General features: G+C 45.1%; 16 protein-coding genes and 1 tRNA gene. 2 read left to right on the top strand and 15 right to left on the bottom strand.

Translation table 11 applies throughout. The features are described from left to right. Positions 1-17 precede the first annotated feature (17 nt). The 8 genes from gpmI to J7E38_RS08010 all read right to left on the bottom strand — a co-directional run bounded on the left by gpmI (position 18) and on the right by J7E38_RS08010 (position 7,973). Positions 18-1,556 carry a 2,3-bisphosphoglycerate-independent phosphoglycerate mutase gene (gene gpmI, locus J7E38_RS08045; protein ID WP_214706378.1) on the bottom strand — a complete coding sequence of 513 codons (1,539 nt, stop codon included), beginning with the start codon at positions 1,554-1,556 and terminating at the stop codon, positions 18-20. Continuing rightward, positions 1,549-2,310 carry a triose-phosphate isomerase gene (gene tpiA / locus J7E38_RS08040; protein ID WP_214706377.1) on the bottom strand — a complete coding sequence of 254 codons (762 nt, stop codon included), beginning with the start codon at positions 2,308-2,310 and terminating at the stop codon, positions 1,549-1,551. Before tpiA ends, gpmI begins: the two co-directional genes overlap by 8 nt. 134 nt (positions 2,311-2,444) lie before the next feature. After that, positions 2,445-3,629, bottom strand: coding sequence for a phosphoglycerate kinase (locus J7E38_RS08035; RefSeq protein WP_214706376.1), 1,185 nt, complete (start codon positions 3,627-3,629; stop codon positions 2,445-2,447). Between the two features lie 129 nt (positions 3,630-3,758). After that, positions 3,759-4,766, bottom strand: a complete 1,008-nt coding sequence (gap, locus tag J7E38_RS08030) for a type I glyceraldehyde-3-phosphate dehydrogenase (RefSeq protein WP_079506865.1) — start codon at positions 4,764-4,766, stop codon at positions 3,759-3,761. A gap of 50 nt (positions 4,767-4,816) precedes the next feature. Then, the gene (locus tag J7E38_RS08025; protein ID WP_214706375.1) at positions 4,817-5,842 is read right to left on the bottom strand and encodes a sugar-binding transcriptional regulator; all 1,026 of its coding nucleotides are present in this window, start codon (positions 5,840-5,842) and stop codon (positions 4,817-4,819) included. A gap of 123 nt (positions 5,843-5,965) precedes the next feature. After that, positions 5,966-6,226, bottom strand: coding sequence for a glutaredoxin family protein (locus J7E38_RS08020; protein WP_214706374.1), 261 nt, complete (start codon positions 6,224-6,226; stop codon positions 5,966-5,968). Positions 6,227-6,388: 162 nt separating this feature from the next. After that, a complete protein-coding gene (gene rpoN / locus J7E38_RS08015; RefSeq protein ID WP_214706373.1) occupies positions 6,389-7,732 on the bottom strand; it encodes an RNA polymerase factor sigma-54 in 1,344 nt (447 codons plus the stop codon). A gap of 169 nt (positions 7,733-7,901) precedes the next feature. Next, positions 7,902-7,973 (bottom strand) — tRNA-Arg (locus J7E38_RS08010). Between the two features lie 364 nt (positions 7,974-8,337). Here J7E38_RS08010 and clpP point away from each other — a divergent pair. Next, the gene (clpP, locus tag J7E38_RS08005; RefSeq protein ID WP_079506851.1) at positions 8,338-8,943 is read left to right on the top strand and encodes an ATP-dependent Clp endopeptidase proteolytic subunit ClpP; all 606 of its coding nucleotides are present in this window, start codon (positions 8,338-8,340) and stop codon (positions 8,941-8,943) included. A gap of 65 nt (positions 8,944-9,008) precedes the next feature. On the opposite strand, the gene J7E38_RS08000 is transcribed toward clpP, so the two are convergent. From J7E38_RS08000 to J7E38_RS07970, 7 genes are all read right to left on the bottom strand, one after another. Further along, positions 9,009-9,266, bottom strand: coding sequence for an HPr family phosphocarrier protein (locus J7E38_RS08000; RefSeq protein WP_214706371.1), 258 nt, complete (start codon positions 9,264-9,266; stop codon positions 9,009-9,011). 19 nt (positions 9,267-9,285) lie between these two features. Beyond that, entirely contained in the window at positions 9,286-10,233 is a 948-nt protein-coding gene (gene whiA, locus J7E38_RS07995) for a DNA-binding protein WhiA (RefSeq protein ID WP_214706369.1), read from the bottom strand. Between the two features lie 102 nt (positions 10,234-10,335). Then, positions 10,336-11,319: a gluconeogenesis factor YvcK family protein gene (locus tag J7E38_RS07990; RefSeq protein ID WP_144477894.1), complete on the bottom strand. Its 984-nt coding sequence runs from the start codon at positions 11,317-11,319 to the stop codon at positions 10,336-10,338. Next, a complete protein-coding gene (gene rapZ, locus J7E38_RS07985; RefSeq protein ID WP_214706368.1) occupies positions 11,316-12,209 on the bottom strand; it encodes an RNase adapter RapZ in 894 nt (297 codons plus the stop codon). Before rapZ ends, J7E38_RS07990 begins: the two co-directional genes overlap by 4 nt. An 80-nt stretch (positions 12,210-12,289) precedes the next feature. Then, the gene (locus J7E38_RS07980; RefSeq protein WP_214706367.1) at positions 12,290-12,748 is read right to left on the bottom strand and encodes an NUDIX hydrolase; all 459 of its coding nucleotides are present in this window, start codon (positions 12,746-12,748) and stop codon (positions 12,290-12,292) included. Positions 12,749-13,316: 568 nt separating this feature from the next. Next, positions 13,317-14,267, bottom strand: coding sequence for a thioredoxin-disulfide reductase (gene trxB / locus J7E38_RS07975; RefSeq protein WP_215038305.1), 951 nt, complete (start codon positions 14,265-14,267; stop codon positions 13,317-13,319). Between the two features lie 222 nt (positions 14,268-14,489). Beyond that, positions 14,490-15,998 carry a tetratricopeptide repeat protein gene (locus J7E38_RS07970; protein ID WP_214706366.1) on the bottom strand — a complete coding sequence of 503 codons (1,509 nt, stop codon included), beginning with the start codon at positions 15,996-15,998 and terminating at the stop codon, positions 14,490-14,492. A 977-nt stretch (positions 15,999-16,975) separates the two neighbouring features. Here J7E38_RS07970 and J7E38_RS07965 point away from each other — a divergent pair. After that, positions 16,976-17,380: a nuclease-related domain-containing protein gene (locus tag J7E38_RS07965; RefSeq protein ID WP_214706364.1), complete on the top strand. Its 405-nt coding sequence runs from the start codon at positions 16,976-16,978 to the stop codon at positions 17,378-17,380. Positions 17,381-17,837 lie beyond the last annotated feature (457 nt).

Here is a 17,837-nt window from a genome sequence, read left to right as displayed (position 1 = left end):
TCCTTATAATTTAAAGTTTATTTTTTGATTAACGATTTTCCAGTCATTTCAGCTGGCTGGTTCAGTCCCAGCAATTCAAGCATTGTTGGTGCCAGGTCGCCGAGGATTCCGTCTTCACGAAGCTCCACGCCTTCCTTCGTCACAATGACAGGTACCGGGTTAGTCGTGTGTGCGGTCATCGGATTGCCTTCAAGGGTAACAACCTCATCCGCGTTTCCGTGGTCAGCAGTGATGATCACTGTTCCGCCTTTAGAAACAATCAGGTCAACGATGCGTCCAAGGCACTCATCCACTGTTTCGACAGCCTTGATGGTTGGCTCAAGCATACCTGAATGTCCTACCATGTCCGGGTTCGCAAAGTTCAAGAGAATCGCATCGAAGTTATCTGCCTCGATTTCCTTGATCAATGCATCTGTCACTTCATAAGCACTCATTTCCGGCTGAAGGTCATAAGTCGCAACCTTTGGCGAATTGATCAGGATCCGCTGCTCGCCAGGGAATTCCTTCTCACGGCCGCCGCTCATGAAGAACGTCACGTGAGGGTATTTTTCCGTTTCTGCAATTCGAAGCTGGGTCATTCCTGCCTGGGAAATCACTTCACCAATAGTGTTATCCAAGTTGGTAGGCTCGAACGCCACATAACCGTCAACCGACTCACTGAAGTGTGTCAGGCACACAAAGTGAAGGTTCTCAGGATGGCCTTCGCCGCGATCGAATGAACGGAAATCTTTATTTGTAAAAGTGTTCGAAATCTGGATTGCGCGGTCAGGACGGAAGTTGTAGAAAATCACAGCATCGTCGCTTTGGACCGTCGCAACTGGTGATCCATCTTTCTTAACAAGGACAGATGGAACAACGAATTCATCAAAAATCCCGTTATTGTAGTTATCTTCGATGAGTTCCATTGGGTTCGAATACGTAGGTCCGTCGCCGTACACCATTGAGCGGTAGGATTTCTCCACACGCTCCCAGCGCTTGTCGCGGTCCATTGAATAGTATCGCCCGGAAATCGTCGCAAATTCACCGACTCCGATTTCACTCATTTTTTCAAGAGTTTGTTTGATATAGCCTGGCGCAGTTTGCGGGCCAACATCACGGCCGTCAAGGAAGCCATGTACATAGACCTTAGTCAGGCCTTCATCAGCTGCAAGCTTTAATAGAGCAAACATATGCTCAATATGGCTGTGCACTCCGCCGTCAGACAGCAAACCCATCAGATGAAGGGCGGTGCCTTTTTCCTTTGCATGCTTGATCGCTGCAAGGAAGGTTTCATTCTTTTCAAATTCGCCTTCACGGATGGAAATGTTCACGCGTGTAAGGCTCTGGTAAACGATTCGGCCGGCACCGATGTTCAGGTGGCCTACCTCAGAGTTACCCATTTGGCCCGCTGGAAGGCCGACCGCTTCGCCGCTTGCCGTCAAATTCGCGTGCGGGAAACTGTTCCAATAGCGGTCAAAATTCGGCTTTTTCGCTTGCGCAACGGCATTGCCTTTCGATTCAGGCCGGCATGCGAAGCCATCCAGAATGATTAATGCTGTTGGTGACTTTTTACTCATTCTTACCTGCCTCCAATAGCTGCAAGAAGGAATCTGTCTCAAGGCTTGCTCCGCCGACCAAAGCGCCGTCGATGTCAGGCTGTGACATGTATTCCTTGATGTTAGCTGGCTTTACGCTTCCGCCGTACTGGATACGGACTGCTTCAGCCACCTCTGGTGAAAATTGCTCTGCAACCACCTTGCGGATGTGAGCGCAAGTTTCGTTCGCATCTTCAGCTGTGGAAGATTTGCCTGTTCCGATCGCCCAGATCGGTTCGTAGGCGATGACAGTTTGTTTTACCTGCTCCTCAGTAAGTCCGTTAAGCGCAGCTTTGATCTGGCCGCCGACAAACTCGTTTGTTTCGCCGTTTTCGCGCTGTTCAAGCGTTTCGCCGCAGCAGACGATTGGAGTCAGATTGTATTTGAATGCAGACAATGTCTTCTTATTAACTGTGTCATCCGTCTCATTGAACATTTCACGGCGTTCAGAGTGGCCGATGATGACGTATTTCGCACCGATGTCCTGCAACGCTTTCGGGCTTACTTCGCCTGTAAAAGCACCGCTTTCTTCAAAGTGCATGTTTTGTGCGCCGATTTCAACGTCTGAATTCTGTGTTAGCTCGACAAGCTGACCAAGGAACAAAGCCGGAGCACAGACAACAGATTCAACATTGTCCTTTGATGGAACAAGTCCGCTTACTTTTTCGATGAAATCTTTTGCTTCAGGCAGCGTTTTATGCATTTTCCAGTTACCTGCAATGATTGGTTTTCGCATGCTGACACTTCCTTTCAAGATTGCTGTTACTTTAAAAATTACATTCTAGATGTTGGGTCTTACATAGCGGGCGGGGCAACAGTCATCAGGATCCGCACCCTTGCACTGCTGCAACACCGCTCCGAATTAAAATCTTACTTATCGTTCAATGCTACAACGCCTGGCAGCTGCTTGCCTTCCATGAATTCGAGGGAAGCTCCGCCGCCTGTGGAGATGTGGCTCATTTTTTCAGCAAGTCCGAATTTCTCGACTGCTGCTGCAGAGTCGCCTCCGCCGATGACTGAATATGTATCGCTTGCATCGGCTAATGCTTGTGCTACAGCTTTAGTTCCTTCTGCGAACTTATCGATTTCGAATACGCCCATTGGTCCGTTCCAGATAACCAGTTTGGACTTCTGGATGACATCGCGGTAAGTTTCAGCTGTCTTCGGTCCGATATCGAGAGCTTCCCAGTCTGCAGGAATTTCTTCAATCGGAACGACCTTTGTATTTGCATCCGCAGAAAAATCGTCGGCAACGATTGCGTCAACTGGCATGTAGAAGTTCACGCCTTTTGCCTTTGCTTTTTCCATGAAGCTTTTAGCCAATTCTATTTTATCTTCTTCTAAAAGAGATTTGCCGATTTCGTGGCCCTGTGCTTTTACGAATGTATAAGCCAGTCCGCCGCCGATGATCAGGTTATCTACTTTTTCCAACAGGTTGTCAATAACGCCGATTTTGTCTTTTACCTTCGCGCCGCCTATGATTGCTGTGAATGGACGCTCTGGGTTTGACAATGCTTTTCCAAGTACTTCAAGCTCTTTTTCCATCAGGAAGCCTGAAACAGCTGGAATGTACTTAGCGATGCCTTCTGTTGAAGCATGGGCACGGTGTGCAGCTCCGAATGCATCGTTCACATATACATCTGCAAGCTCAGCAAATGCTTTTGCAAGTTCAGGATCATTTTTCTCTTCGCCTGGATAGAAACGGACATTCTCAAGAAGCAGGACATCGCCCTCGTTCATGCTGTCGATTTCAGATTTTACAGAGTCGCCGTAAGCTTCATCTGTTTTCTTTACATCCTTGCCTAGCAGCTCAGACAGACGCTTTGCTACTGGAGTCAAACGCAATTCTTCAACAGCCTGCCCTTTTGGACGGCCAAGGTGGCTTGCAAGAAGGACTTTTGCACCCTGATCAACCAGGTACTTGATTGTTGGCAGCGCTGCACGGATCCTTGTTTCATCCGTAACCTGTCCATCCTTCATCGGCACGTTGAAATCAACGCGGCAAAAAACTCGTTTTCCTTTTACATCCACATCTTTTACTGTCTTTTTGTTCAAGGCTAGAGACCTCCTTTAAAATGGCGCATATGCGCGATTAAGCAGAAAAAGAGGAGAGGGAATTTACCCCGCTCCCCTTTTCATCCCACTACATTATAGTCGTAAATGGATGGTTAATCCAATATTTGCTTACAGACCTTTTTTAGCGATGAAATCAACCAGGTCAACTACACGGTTAGAGTAGCCAGACTCGTTGTCATACCAAGAGATAACTTTTACCATGCTGCCTTCCATAACCATTGTTGAAAGTGCATCGATTGTAGAAGAGTTTGCACAGCCATTGTAGTCGCTTGATACTAGTGGCTCTTCGCTGTATCCAAGGATACCTTTAAGTTCGTTTTCAGAAGCTTTCTTGAATGCAGCATTGATTTCTTCAACTGTTACGTCTTTTTCAAGCTCAGCAACAAGGTCAACTAGTGAAACGTTTGGAGTTGGAACACGCATTGCTCCACCGTTCAATTTGCCTTTAAGTTCAGGCAATACTAGAGAAACTGCTTTTGCAGCACCAGTTGTTGTAGGAATGATGTTTTCCGCAGCTGCACGCGCACGACGGTAGTCTTTGTGCGGAAGGTCAAGAATTTGCTGGTCATTTGTGTATGAGTGAACAGTTGTCATCATACCGCGCTTGATTCCGAAGTTGTCGTTCAGAACTTTCGCAAATGGAGCCAGGCAGTTTGTTGTACAAGATGCATTAGAGATTACATGGTGGTTCGCTGCATCGTACTTGTCGTCGTTAACACCCATAACGATTGTGATATCTTCGTCAGAAGCTGGAGCAGAAATGATAACTTTCTTCGCGCCTGCTTCAAGGTGTTTAGCAGCATCAGCACGCTTTGTGAAACGGCCAGTAGATTCTACTACTACTTCTACGCCAAGGTCGCCCCAGCCAAGTTGAGCTGGATCTCTTTCAGCAAGTACTTTCACTTTGTGGCCGTCAACTACAAGGTAGTCACCGTCAACTGTGATTTCTTCGTTCAATGTTCCGTGAACTGTATCATATTTTAAAAGGTGAGCAAGCATGTTTGCATCAGTTAAATCGTTAACTGCAACTACTTCCACATTAGGGTTCTTCAATGCCGCGCGGAAAACTACGCGTCCAATACGTCCAAATCCGTTAATACCAACTTTTACTGCCATGAGTATTTCCTCCTTTGATTCCTATAAAAGGTGTTGTTTATATTAAGGTGTTACCCTTGTAACAATGTTTTAGCGGCTCCTTCATCCGTGACCAGGATGGTCGAGGAGGGTGCCTGTTTCATATAGGCCCTGATTGCCTTTGCCTTCGACTGTCCGCCGGCAACCGCGATAATATTGCCTATATTTGCGAGATCATCCAGCTGAAGGCCAATCGTCAGCACTTTGTGGACGATTTCACCCTCTTCATTGAAATAATAGCCAAAAGCCTCGCCGACTGCTTTTCCATCAAGGATTTTCTGCAAATCCTCAGGGCTGGTATTGCGGCGTTCCGCCATTGTAATAGCGTCTCCAATACCATGTAAAACCATGCTTGCTGATTTGACTAAATTCCATACTTCGTAAATCAGCGGTTCTTTAATGAAGGACTTGTAAACTTCGGTGCTGACCTGGTCAGGTACATAAAAGACCCGGTTGCGGGAATTCGTGTTGTCCGCCATGATCGCGCAAACCGTGTTTGCCTGATTCTTGACATCCTCGCCGATTCCACCCCTTGCCGGCACGAACACTAAATCCTTTTCGCCAAAGTCGGGAGTCAGGCTTTCCGCCACAGCCGCCATCGTCGAACCTCCAGTTACCGCAATGATATTCTTGCTTTGGAGGAACTCTTTCATACTATCGGCTGTCGCACGCCCCAGCTCGCTTTTCACCCATGGCGACTTGTCGCTGTCCCCTGGAACAACAATGACTTTTCGAATACCCATGCGCTTTTGGAGCTGTTGCTCTAATGTGTTTATACCCATTATGTCCCGCATTACTCTATCAAGACTTTCCAGTATATCTTTTCCCTCTTTGGTCAGCGTCATTCCCGAAACCGACATCGAGATCAGATTCTGGTCTTTCAAAAACTCTACCTCAGAACGCAAAACCCGTTCAGTCAAATTCAGGCTGACCGAAAGGTTTCTCCTGCCAACAGGCTGCATCACGTTTATGTATTGGAGGATGAGGTATCGTTTTTGCATAACTTGCAATAAATCGGGCAATATTCTTTTTTGAATATCAATGAGCGATAAGTCCATGTTGATATTCTCCTTTGTAAGTGATGGACGTCAAATGTCCCGCCAAGACATATTATGTCCCACTTGCGGTAAAAAAAATCACCCCTGCTACAGATTTCATTCTAACAGGAGTGAAAACCTTAATCAACCAATAAACTCAAGCTTTTTTCGTGAAAACGCTTCACTTATGAACTTTTTGTTAATGATTCCGTATTGAAGCTCTTCCCCGTCCAATTCGATAACCGGAATCATAATCCCATACTTCTCAACAAGCTCGTCATCAAGGTCGATATTGATCTCATCTATTGTAAAATTCCAGTTTTGCTGGAGTTCTTCGAGAGTCTCGCGCGCGTTTTCGCATAAGTGGCAGCGCGGACGAGAGTATAGTTTGACTGTTTTTTTCATTTTTGGCTCCTTTTAATGATTGGAATGGGGTTTAATCGCAAACAGATGGTTTTATTCGCAAGGTCAGAGGCTTTATTCGCAAAAAAGAAGTTTATTCGCAAATTAAGGCCCTTTATTGCATAACGGAAATATCATCCATTTTACCAAACAAACAAATAAAATCTAATCAAACCGCTTCCGTTTCGATGAGGATGGAATCCCCAGCTGGTCACGGTACTTCGCGACCGTTCTCCGCGAGACGACCATCCCTTCACGATCCTTGAGCATTTCAACAATAGCCTGGTCGGAAATCGGCTTTCGTTTATCTTCTTCCTTTATATAGTTCTCGATTGCCGCCTTTACAGTTTGCGATGAGGCCTGGTCGTTCTCGGTGGTGGCCACCCCACTTGTAAAGAATGATTTCAATTCATAGGTTCCGCATGGTGTCTGCATGTATTTTTCACGTACAGTCCGGCTGACGGTTGATTCGTGGATTTCCAGCTCATCCGCCACCTCCCTCATCGTCATCGGGTACAGATGGGAAGGACCTATCAGGAAAAAGTCCGGCTGTTTTTCGATGATTTTCATCGACACCTTCATAAGTGTTTCCTTTCGTTGTTCGAGGCTGCGGCGGATCCACTGGTAATCCCCCTGCTTTTCCTGGAGGAATTTATTGACTTCCTGATCCTTATGCTGTGATAACTGCCGGTAATAGCCATCGTTAAAAGAGACTTTCGGAATCAAGGCATCATATACACTTACGGAAAGATCTTCTCCTACACGCTTCACCACTACATCGGGAACAATATAGGCCGGCTTTCCACGCTGAAAAGAAGATCCTGGTTTTGGGTTAAGCTTCTGGATCTCGTCATGGACCTTCTGGATATCCTTCAATTCTATATTTAGTATTTTCGCGAGTGCTTTCCACTTTTTTTCCGCGAAGAGAAGGAAGTGGTCACGGATGATCGTGATGGCCAGCTGATTGGCTGGTGTCCGCTTCTGCCTTGTAAGCTGGAGCAGCAGGCACTCCTGAAGGTCTCCGGCCGCAATACCGGCGGGATCCAATGATTGCAGCTTGAAATAGGCGGAATCAATGATTTCTTCATCCACACCAAACCTTTTTGCAAGATCATCGCGACCCATCTTCAGGTAACCGTTTTCATCTATGTTTTCAATCAACACTGGTAAAATCAATTTCTCTTCAGGTGATGCTTTTAAGGAATTCAGCTGGGCATGAAGGTATTCTTCAAGCGTTTCGCTCTCGCCAGAACCAATTTGTTCAATCAAATTCTTCTGGTCCCGTTCGAACGTCCTTTTTGTCGTCTTCCTCTTACGATCCATATTCGAATCAAAATGAGTAATATTTTTAAAGTCTACTTGCAGCAGGGGGTTTTCCATCGATTTAGCTTCAAGAAACGCCGCAAGCTCCTGCGCTGAATACTGCAAGAGCGCAATTGCCTGGGTCAGCTCCTGAGTCATTGCCAATTTCAACGTCTGTTTTTGAAACAATCCAGCTTTCAAATCCATCTAAGATCACCCCTGCCCTCATTTTACATGATAAACAAGCTTTGGTGTATGGAAAGAATTTGGCATGGTATCCATACGAAAAAAAAGCGCAAGAACCTCATTCAGATTTAGTAATTTCCTATAAAGCAAAAAATGCCTCCGCGCAAAAAGCGCAGAAGCATTTTGGTAACGCCCTCGGCAGGAATCGAACCCACATCTCAAGAACCGGAATCTTACGTGCTATCCGTTGCACCACGAGGGCATGTTTGGAAGTTGGCGTTACGCTTACCTATTATAGGATAAGTTTTCACGGTTTGCAAGGATGATTTTTTGTCAGCAATGCCAGCGCTTTGTTTAAAAATGACAATCTTGGGTAAGATGGATACGGTACAGTAAATTGGAATATATATATTGTCGAACAGTTTATGCAGGCTTTAAAAGCGATTCGTTTGACCTTTATTGACCATGCGTGTATCATTAAACTACATAGGTGTTCTGGCAAACGAACCAGTTTATGCCAGCCTGCAATCTGTCTATTTAAGGGCAGTCATTTGCTTTAAAAAAGGGCTGTAATGCCTTTTTCTTAAAGCGGTGAAATGATCTTACGTTAAAGGAGGAAAACAAACATGAACTTGATTCCTACAGTTATTGAACAAACGAATCGGGGCGAAAGGGCATATGACATTTATTCCCGCCTTTTAAAGGATCGCATCATTATGCTGGGAAGCGGCATTGATGACAATGTTGCCAACTCAATCGTAGCCCAGCTGCTTTTCCTGGAAGCTGAAAATCCGGAAAAAGACATTTCCATCTACATCAATAGCCCGGGCGGCAGCATCACTGCCGGTATGGCAATCTACGATACTATGCAGTTCATCAAGCCGGATGTACAGACAATCTGTATCGGTATGGCTGCATCCATGGGTGCATTCCTTCTGGCTGCCGGAACGAAAGGCAAGCGTTATGCACTTCCAAACGCGGAAGTCATGATCCATCAGCCACTTGGCGGTGCACAGGGACAGGCGACTGAAATTGAAATCGCTGCGAAGCGTATCCTTTTCCTTCGTGAAAAGCTAAATGGAATTCTTTCCGAGCGTACTGGCCAGCCGCTTGAAGTCATCGCGAAAGATACTGACCGCGACAACTTCATGACAGCTGAGCGTGCGAAGGAATACGGTCTTGTTGACCAGATCATCACTCGTAATGTATTGGAAGAAAAGAAGGATAAATAATCGAAATAAAAACTCGCTCTTTAACGGGAGCGAGTTTTTTGTGTTCTTATCAGAAACCTTGTTACTTAATTCTCGTTCTGGATGTATTCAGCCAGTTTCGCCACGGCTTCTTCTTCATCATTTCCATCGGCGATCAGGTTCACTGATGCGCCGGCACTTACAGCAAGGCTCATTAGGCCCATGATGCTCTTCGCGTTTACTTTTTTCCCATCCTTTTCTAGAAAAATATCGGATGAGAACCTGTTTGCTTCCTGCACGAATAATGCGGCAGGGCGAGCTTGCAGCCCAGTTTTCAATTTGACTTCCACTTGTTTTTCAACCATTGCTTTTCCTCCTCTAGCCCTATTTATTTATGGTTTGCCCGGCACGCAGTTTATCTGCTATCTCATCAATTTTTCGCAGCCGGTGATTGATTCCTGATTTGCTGATACTTCCCCCGCTGACCATTTCGCCCAGCTCTTTGAGGGTGACATCCTGGTAATCGACACGAAGCTGGGCAATCTCCCTCAGCTTCTCCGGTAAAATTTGCAGGCCGACTGTATCCCTTATAAATCGGATATTCTCCACCTGCCTTAATGCGGCGCCGATCGTTTTATTCAAGTTAGCCGTTTCACAATTCACAAGACGGTTGACCGAGTTCCTCATATCCCTGACAATCCGGATATCTTCGAATCTCAGCAATGCATTGTGCGCACCGACGATGTTCAAAAACTCGGTGATTTTTTCCGCCTCTTTCAGATAGGTGATGAAGCCTTTTTTCCGTTCCAGCGTTTTGCTGTTCAGTCCGAAGGTGTTCATCAACTCACATAATGAATCATTATGCTGCTGGTACATCGAGGCAATCTCAAGATGATAGGAGGATGTTTCCGGGTTATTCACCGATCCTCCTGCAAGGAAAGCCCCTCTTAAATAAGAACGCTTACAACATTTCTTTTTCACTAATTCATGTGAAATTTCATGGTTAATTTCAAAGCCTTCTCCTAAAATCTTTAAATCCTCCAGAATTTCTCTGGCTGATTCCTTCAGGCGGACAATATAAACATTATTTTTTTTCAGCCGCATCTTCTTTCGTACCAAAAGCTCCACCTGTACCTGATAGCTTTTCTTGATCAGGGTATAGATTCGCCTGGCAATCGCGGCATTTTCAGTCTGTACGTCTACGATGAGTTTGCGATTAGAGAAGGAAAGGGAACCATTCATCCGGATCAAAGCGGACAGTTCCGCATTGGCGCAGCAGCCCTTCACGTCAATATTCGTGAGTTCTTTTTTTGTTTCCGAAGCGAACGACACCTCTTCACCCCCTGGTTATATGGTGCTGCGCCCTTGTTCACGCAAGCGCAGCAGCTATCTTTTTTAAACCTTTTTCTCGAGACAAACGCTTGCATCCTATATTTACGCGTTATACCTCTTTTTGGTTTCATCTATTATCATAGAATATAAAATTTCTGAAACTTTTTTTGTATCATGCCTGATGACATTGCCATCAAGCTCTGCGATTTCATCCTGGACGACCTCGACGCCTAAAGAATTCAGCCGGTCCAGATCAAAAACGACAGGCTGGGCAAGCTCTTCCTTGTAGCGAAGTTCGACATCCGGAGGGATGGTCTCACTGTTTACCAAAATTGTATCGATAAAAGCACAATCCATATGATCATAGATCGCTTTTATATGGTCACTTGCAGCAAAATCATGCGTCTCTCCTGCCTGGGTCATCAGATTGCAGATATACACCTTGCGTGCCTTCGCTTTGCACACTTCTTTGCCAAGCTTTTTCACGAGCAGGTTTGGCAGGATACTTGTATATAAGCTGCCTGGTCCGATGACGATCAAATCCGCCTCCCTGATCGCCTGGAGCGTCTCAGGCAACGGCTTAACGCCTTCAGGATTCAGGAAAACCCGTTTGATTCTTTTACCCGAGTAAGGAATTTTCGATTCGCCCCTGACAATGCTGTTATCCTCCATTACCGCATTCAGCATGACACTCCTGTTTGCTGCCGGCAGGACTTTTCCGCGCACATTCAGCACCTTGCTCATCTCCTGGATCGCATGGACGAAATTGCCGGTAATCGACGTCATCGCCGCAAGGATCAGGTTGCCTAGCGAGTGTCCCGATAACTCATTGGATGTGTTGAAACGATGCTGGAACATTTCCTCGATCAACGGCTCCACATCCGAAAGGGCAGCAAGGACATTCCTGATATCGCCTGGAGGAGGAATCTGCATATCTTCACGCAGGCGGCCCGAACTTCCGCCATCATCAGCCACTGTGACAATCGCAGTGATGTCGACCGGATGCTTCTTCAAGCCCCGGAGCAGGACTGGGAGGCCTGTTCCGCCTCCGATGATGACGATTCTTGGCAGTCCATCTGTCATCATGTCGTAAGTCCCTTCCTTTTATCGATATCACGGTGTGTCACGCGGGTATGATAGTCTTTCTCGAAATATTTGGCGATATGTTCAGCAAGAGCAACGGAACGATGCTGGCCTCCCGTGCAGCCGATGGCGATGATGAGCTGCGCCTTGCCTTCCCGCTTATAATGCGGAAGCATGAAACTCAAAAGGTCTGTCACCTTTTCAAGGAACTTGGAAGTTTCGTTCCATTTTAAAACGTATGTCGACACATCTTCATCAAGACCAGTTTTTGGACGCATATGATCAATATAGTGCGGATTCGGCAAGAAGCGGACATCGAAAACGAGGTCGGCATCGATCGGTATTCCATGCTTGAACCCAAAGGACATCACATTCACGGTAAAAATCGTCTTCTTGTTCACCGAGAATTCCTCAAGGATCTTTTCGCGGAGGTCCTTTGGTTTCATGCCTGTTGTTTTATAAATAAGCTGTGCTCTGCCCTTCAGTTCTTCCAGTAGCTCGCGTTCAAGCTGGATGCCTTCAAGCGGCAAGCCTGATGGAGCAAGCGGATGCGAACGTCTCGTTTCTTTATAACGGCGGACGAGTGTAGAGTCATCTGCGTCAAGGAACAGGACCTGCGGCGTCACCCATGAAGTTTCCGCCAGTTCATCAAGCGCCTTGAACAGAGAGTCAAAAAATTCGCGTCCACGCAAATCCATGACCAATGCCACCTTATTCATCTTAGTGCCAGACTCCTTCATCAACTCAAGGAATTTCGGCAGCAAGGTCGGCGGCAGATTGTCGACGCAGAAAAAGCCAAGGTCCTCAAAGCTCTGGATTGCGACCGTTTTCCCCGCGCCAGACATACCTGTTATGATGACGAGCTGGGTATCAGTAGTTGAACCGGTACTCATTTCTCTTCCCCCTGAAATTAGTTATTAAGGCTTTTTCGTTGAAAGACAGTCGCTACTACGAAAACAGCCATTTTTTCGTATCAATTCGGATCGAGCCTGTAGCTGATCAGCTCGAAGTCCGGTGTATAAGTAAAGTTGCCATAGATGATTCCTTGTCCATGAATCATATATTCGAGAATATGATAATCTCCCGCTGCCATTGGCAGGTCCTTGATCTCATCGAGCTCGTGCCAGGAGATGGTGCCTTCCTCTGATACATCGAGATTGATCCCATCTGCCTCAGTGGCATAAAAAGTGAACATCATCCACTCGGAAACCACCTGATCATCTTCTTTGATAACGAATGTGAAAATCCCTTTGATTTGAGGATTACGCAGGTAAATCCCTGTTTCTTCACGGAATTCCCTGATACAGGAATCCTTGACAGTCTCACCCGGTTCCATCTTGCCGCCTGGGGCCACCCACCAATTCCGGCGCGGCTTCTGCAACAGCAAAATCTTATTATCTTTCACCAAAACACAGTTCGTGACGCGCTGCATCAAATCCACCTCTTCATCTATAAGCGCAAGCAAAGTACCACCGCAAAAGGGCGGTATGTCTGCACATCTTAAACTTGTTTCTCAGTTTAATGGATTCCGGACATATAAGCCTTTTAGCAAAATTTCCCGTGAAACAGTCTTTCGTCATTTGCCGGACTTTTTATTCTTTCCATTATACTATTTTTAGTTTTTACCCACAATGAATAGAAAGATGATATTTTTGACAAGAAAAGTTCTTTTTATAAAGTGGAATAGTTTTTAAGAAGCATAATGACAATTAGCCGCAAAAAATTTCCCAATATCAAAAGTGTTATATTCGCTTGCAAAGGCCTGTTTCATTTTTATGTATAAAAAAAGAGCACAGGATAACCTGTGCCGTCAAAGGATTATATTTTTAAAAGGGGGTCAATTTCTACTCCTATAATACCCCATGATTGTTTCACTACTGTTACAGAAGAATTAATAAATAATTACTTTTTGTTAATTTATGCCGCGATGTGATGTTTTTACCATTTAGAAGTAAAATAATAGCCCGCCAAATCATAGCGGCGGGCTTGTCATTTGTCTATTAAGCGTTTGCTTTCAATTCCTCGATCAATTCCTCAACATAATGCTGGGCGTTTTGCGCAGCGATACTTCCGTCGCCTGTAGCCGTCACGATTTGGCGCAGCGTTTTTTCACGGATGTCGCCAGCTGCGAAAATGCCAGGGACTTTCGTTTCCATCTGTTCATTCGTTTCGATATAGCCGTTGCTGTTTGTGATGCCAAGGCTTTCGAACGGCTTAGTCAATGGAACCATTCCGATGTAGATGAATACGCCATCAGCAGGAAACTCCTGTTCAGAGCCATCTTGTGTGGATACAAGCGTCACGCTGCCAACTTTGCCGTCTTTATCATTGATTTGCTTGACTGTATGGTTCCAAATGAAATCAATTTTTTCATTCGCGAATGCTCGATCCTGAAGGATTTTTTGCGCACGAAGCTCGTCACGACGGTGAACGATCGTCACTTTTGAAGCAAAGCGAGTCAGGTAAACACCCTCTTCAACTGCGGAGTCTCCGCCGCCGACGACAACGAGTTCTCTGTTTTTAAAGAATGCGCCGTCACAAACCGCACAGTAGGAAACGCCACGGCCGCCAAGCTCCTGCTCGCCAGGAACGCCAATCTTCTTGTACTCCGCACCAGCGGAAATAATGATGGAGCGGGCTTTGTATTCCTTGTTGCCAGCCTTGATGGTTTTATATTCTTTGCCGTCGATGACTTCTTTTACATCACCGTAAGCATATTCTGCACCGAATTTTTTCGCGTGGTCAAACATCTTTGTAGAAAGTTCTGGCCCAAGAATATGGTCAAATCCTGGATAGTTTTCAACCTCTTCCGTATTAGCCATCTGGCCGCCCGGCACGCCGCGCTCAAGCATCAGCGTCGACAAGTTCGCGCGTGAAGTATAAACAGCAGCCGTCATCCCTGCCGGTCCGGCACCGATGATAATGACGTCATAAATTTTCTCTTCTGACATGGTGTACAACTCCTTTGTATATCTTAATCCGCTAATTTCCGTCATCCATTCGGAAATAGTATTTCCTGCATAAACATATCCTATAAAACAAGTGCTGCATAGTCCAAAAATATGCTTAAGTTCACGGAATTGACATATATAGTATCATATACCCTTGATTGTATCCTTTTAAAAGAAAAAAAGGATAAACTTTGCCTGCAATTTGCAGACTCAGTTTACCCTTTAGATGCTGTCTTCTTCATGAAGAAACTCACTAGCCAAATTGATGTATTTGGACAGCGTGGATACGGATAATCCGTATTTTTTCGCGACTGCCGCTTTCGTCGTGCTGATATTCCTCAGCTTATCCCAGAGATAATCGACAGCTGCCGCCCATGCTTTCTTGTTTTTAAAATCGTAGCCTGCCTTTGCCGCCTGCTCGAATACCGAAAACCACATGATGTAGACGCCGGCTTCATTTTTGCCAATTGGCTGGTGGTGGTCGTACAATAGCTTCGCCGTTTCATGAGCACCCTTTACTTCTTCTTCCTTGCTGCTCAGCTTGCCGGAGGTTACATAGGCAAAATATGATTTTTCCATCTCCGTCATTTTATCCGTTGAAGTATCTGCTGCGAGAATTTCTTTCTTTTTCGCGGATACAGATGTGAGAAATAACGCAAAAAGGCGTTCCTCCGGATAATCGCTGTTCAACTGGTTCAGAATCGCCGAAACCTGCGCTTCGAACTTCACGCCCGGCTTATCTGCCCATGGCTCCATTCCATCTTTTTCAGGATTGAACTCGAGAACCTTTTTCCAGGCTGTCCGTGCGGTATTTTCTCTGCCGGTAAAATAAGACGAATGCGCCAGCCAGTAATAAAAGGCACCGTCGCCTTCAAAACCTGACTTTTGCAGCTTCTTCAGCCAGCGGTAAGCTAGTTCGTACTCGCCGACAAGCGCGAACGTGGCACCGAGCTTGAACTGGTGCTCAACGTGGATCGGATGGATTTTTTCAAGCGAATCCTTAAGATCCTGGCCTTCCTTCTCTTGCCCCTGGTAATGCGCGAATACAAGCGCATTGCAGAGCGCATGCAGGTTCCCTGGATTCTGCTCGAGTACATCATTCAGGATGTCACGGGCCTTGACCGTTTCCCCAAGGTAAAAATACGCCAGCGCCAGGTTATTGTATGCCGACCAGTATTCCGGATACTCCTCGATGACCTCCTGAAAAATCTCGATCGCCCGCGGAAACTCCCCAGATTCAAGGTGATTGCGCGCTTCCTCCTGCTTGACGATCAGATCATCCTCTTCATAATAATCCTCATCCATTTCTTCCGCTTCCATCGTCAGAAGCTCCAGAAGATCGTTCGCATCCTCCGCGAACTCGCCATCTTCATTCACTTCCAGGTATAAATTCGCATGCCTGAACGCATCGCGGAACAAACCCATATGAGCGTAGTTATTCGCCAGGAAGTAATGGCACTCCGCCATGTTTTCATCCAGATCTTCGAGGACCAAGTGCAAAAGACGGTTAGATTGCTGATAATCACCCAATTCCGACTGCACGATCGCCAGCTGGCAAACAATCATCGGCTCGCCCGGCTCAAGATGCATCGCACGCTCGAAATACTTCTCAGCCTTCTTCAGATCCCGCCTGTGGAAAGCCTTGACCCCTTTGGTGAAATAGTACTCACCAGTAGGAACGAAAGACAGCAATTGGCCTTTTTGCTTCGTTGCTTTAGAGTCTTTTCCCATGTGATCCTCCATTTATATTGTAGTAATACTATATCGATTGAACCTTTTAATAAAACTATATCCATTAAGCCTAGTGGTTTGTATAAGAATACACATACAGTGTTTTATCGAAGCAACTTTAACTAATGTAGTATAACATACGGACAGAGGGTTCGAGAAGGTGTGGTAGTGAAATTGTGGGTGGGGAGTTTATGGGTGCTCTATTGATGTGGTCGATATATGATGGAAGTTGGTCGATATAGCTCTGAATGTGGTCGATAAAATCAGAAATCCGCTGATATATTTCAGAATGTGGTCGATAAAATCAGAAATTCGCTGATATATTTCAGAATGTGGTCGATATATTTTGTTTTTCGCCAATAAAATGCGATCGAGGGTTTAAAAAAGGTGATTTTTTTGTCGTCGCGGTGCGTCTGTGCTTGAGTTTCCTCGCAAATTTGTTTTTTTCGGCTATAGTTCTTCTCAAGTAAGATGATTTTCTTTGTGATTTTGAATTTTGCTTCCGTATTATCGATGTGGTCGATATCCTGCGAAATCTGGTCGATATAGCTCTGAATGTGGTCGATAAAATCAGAAATTCGCTGATATATTTCAGAATGTGGTCGATATATTTTGTTTTTCGCCAATAAAATGCGATCGAGGGTTTAAAAAAGGTGATTTTTTTGTCTTCGCGGTGCGTCTGTGAATGAGTTTCCTCCCAAATTTGTCTTTTTCGCCTATAGTTCTTCTCAAGTAAGATGATTTTTCTTTGTGATTTTGAATTTTGCTTCCGTTTTACCGATGTGGTCGATATCCTGCGAAATCTGGTCGATATATCTCTGAATGTGGTCGATAAAATCAGAAATCCGCTGATATATTTCAGAATGTGGTCGATATATTTTGTTTTTCGCCAATAAAAGCAAATCACCATTTTAAAAGAAGGTATTTTCAGAGGAGATAGCGAATAATACAGTATTATTTTTAAGGAGTGATAGCATTTGATCGGAAAAACAAGAGAATATCCTAAAGAGATCATGATGTTAGAAGCAATTGTGAAGCGATTTTCCCCGGAACATTACAAAAAGGCTGTTTTCGAAAAGAAACTATATCGAAAACTCGCAGGTTACAAGGGTGAAAAGACGCTGGATTACTATATATCACAAATCGACCACTCAGAAATGCTGATTTTGCAGGATTTAAGAATCCCCATCAACGATACCCATTTCCAACTCGATACCCTTATCATCACACCTTACTTTCTCCTAAATATTGACTCCAAATATTATGCAGGTACACTCACCTTCCTTCCCGAATTCAACCAACTGATACGATTTCATAATGATATAGAAGAAGTTTTTGCTGATCCGATTCTCCAGGCAAGAATTCAAGCCTCCCAATTATAGGCTTTTCTTAAAAAGCAACACATTGATTTTCCTCCTGTTGAATACATGGTTGCCATCAGCAATTCCCAGGCTCAAATTAAGAATCCAGATCACGACTCGGATGTCAGCTTTCGGGTCTTCCGCTCATCGTATGTAGCATACAAAATTCCGCCACTTTATCAGAGGTACCCCAAGTCTTTCCTCTCAAAAAACGATATGAAGAAAGTCTCCAAACATTTAATAAAGGCCCACGAGCCATTGATTCCAAATTACAAAACAATGGACATTCCTTTCGATGAAATGATACAAGGAGCGCAATGTCCTGAATGTGAGGTATTCGGCATGGACTATCATCAGGGAAATTGGACTTGCAAGAGTTGTGGACACAAATCAGTGGATGCACATGTTCAGGCATTGAAGGATTATTTCCTTATATATGGCCCTTCCATTACAAATAAGCAGTTTCGTGAATTCTTGA

The sequence above is a fragment of the Bacillus sp. ISL-35 genome, from assembly GCF_018613355.1.
Classification (GTDB): domain Bacteria; phylum Bacillota; class Bacilli; order Bacillales; family Cytobacillaceae; genus Mesobacillus.
Note: the sequence above shows the minus strand (reverse complement) of the source record. Positions and strands in the feature narration are given on the sequence as shown.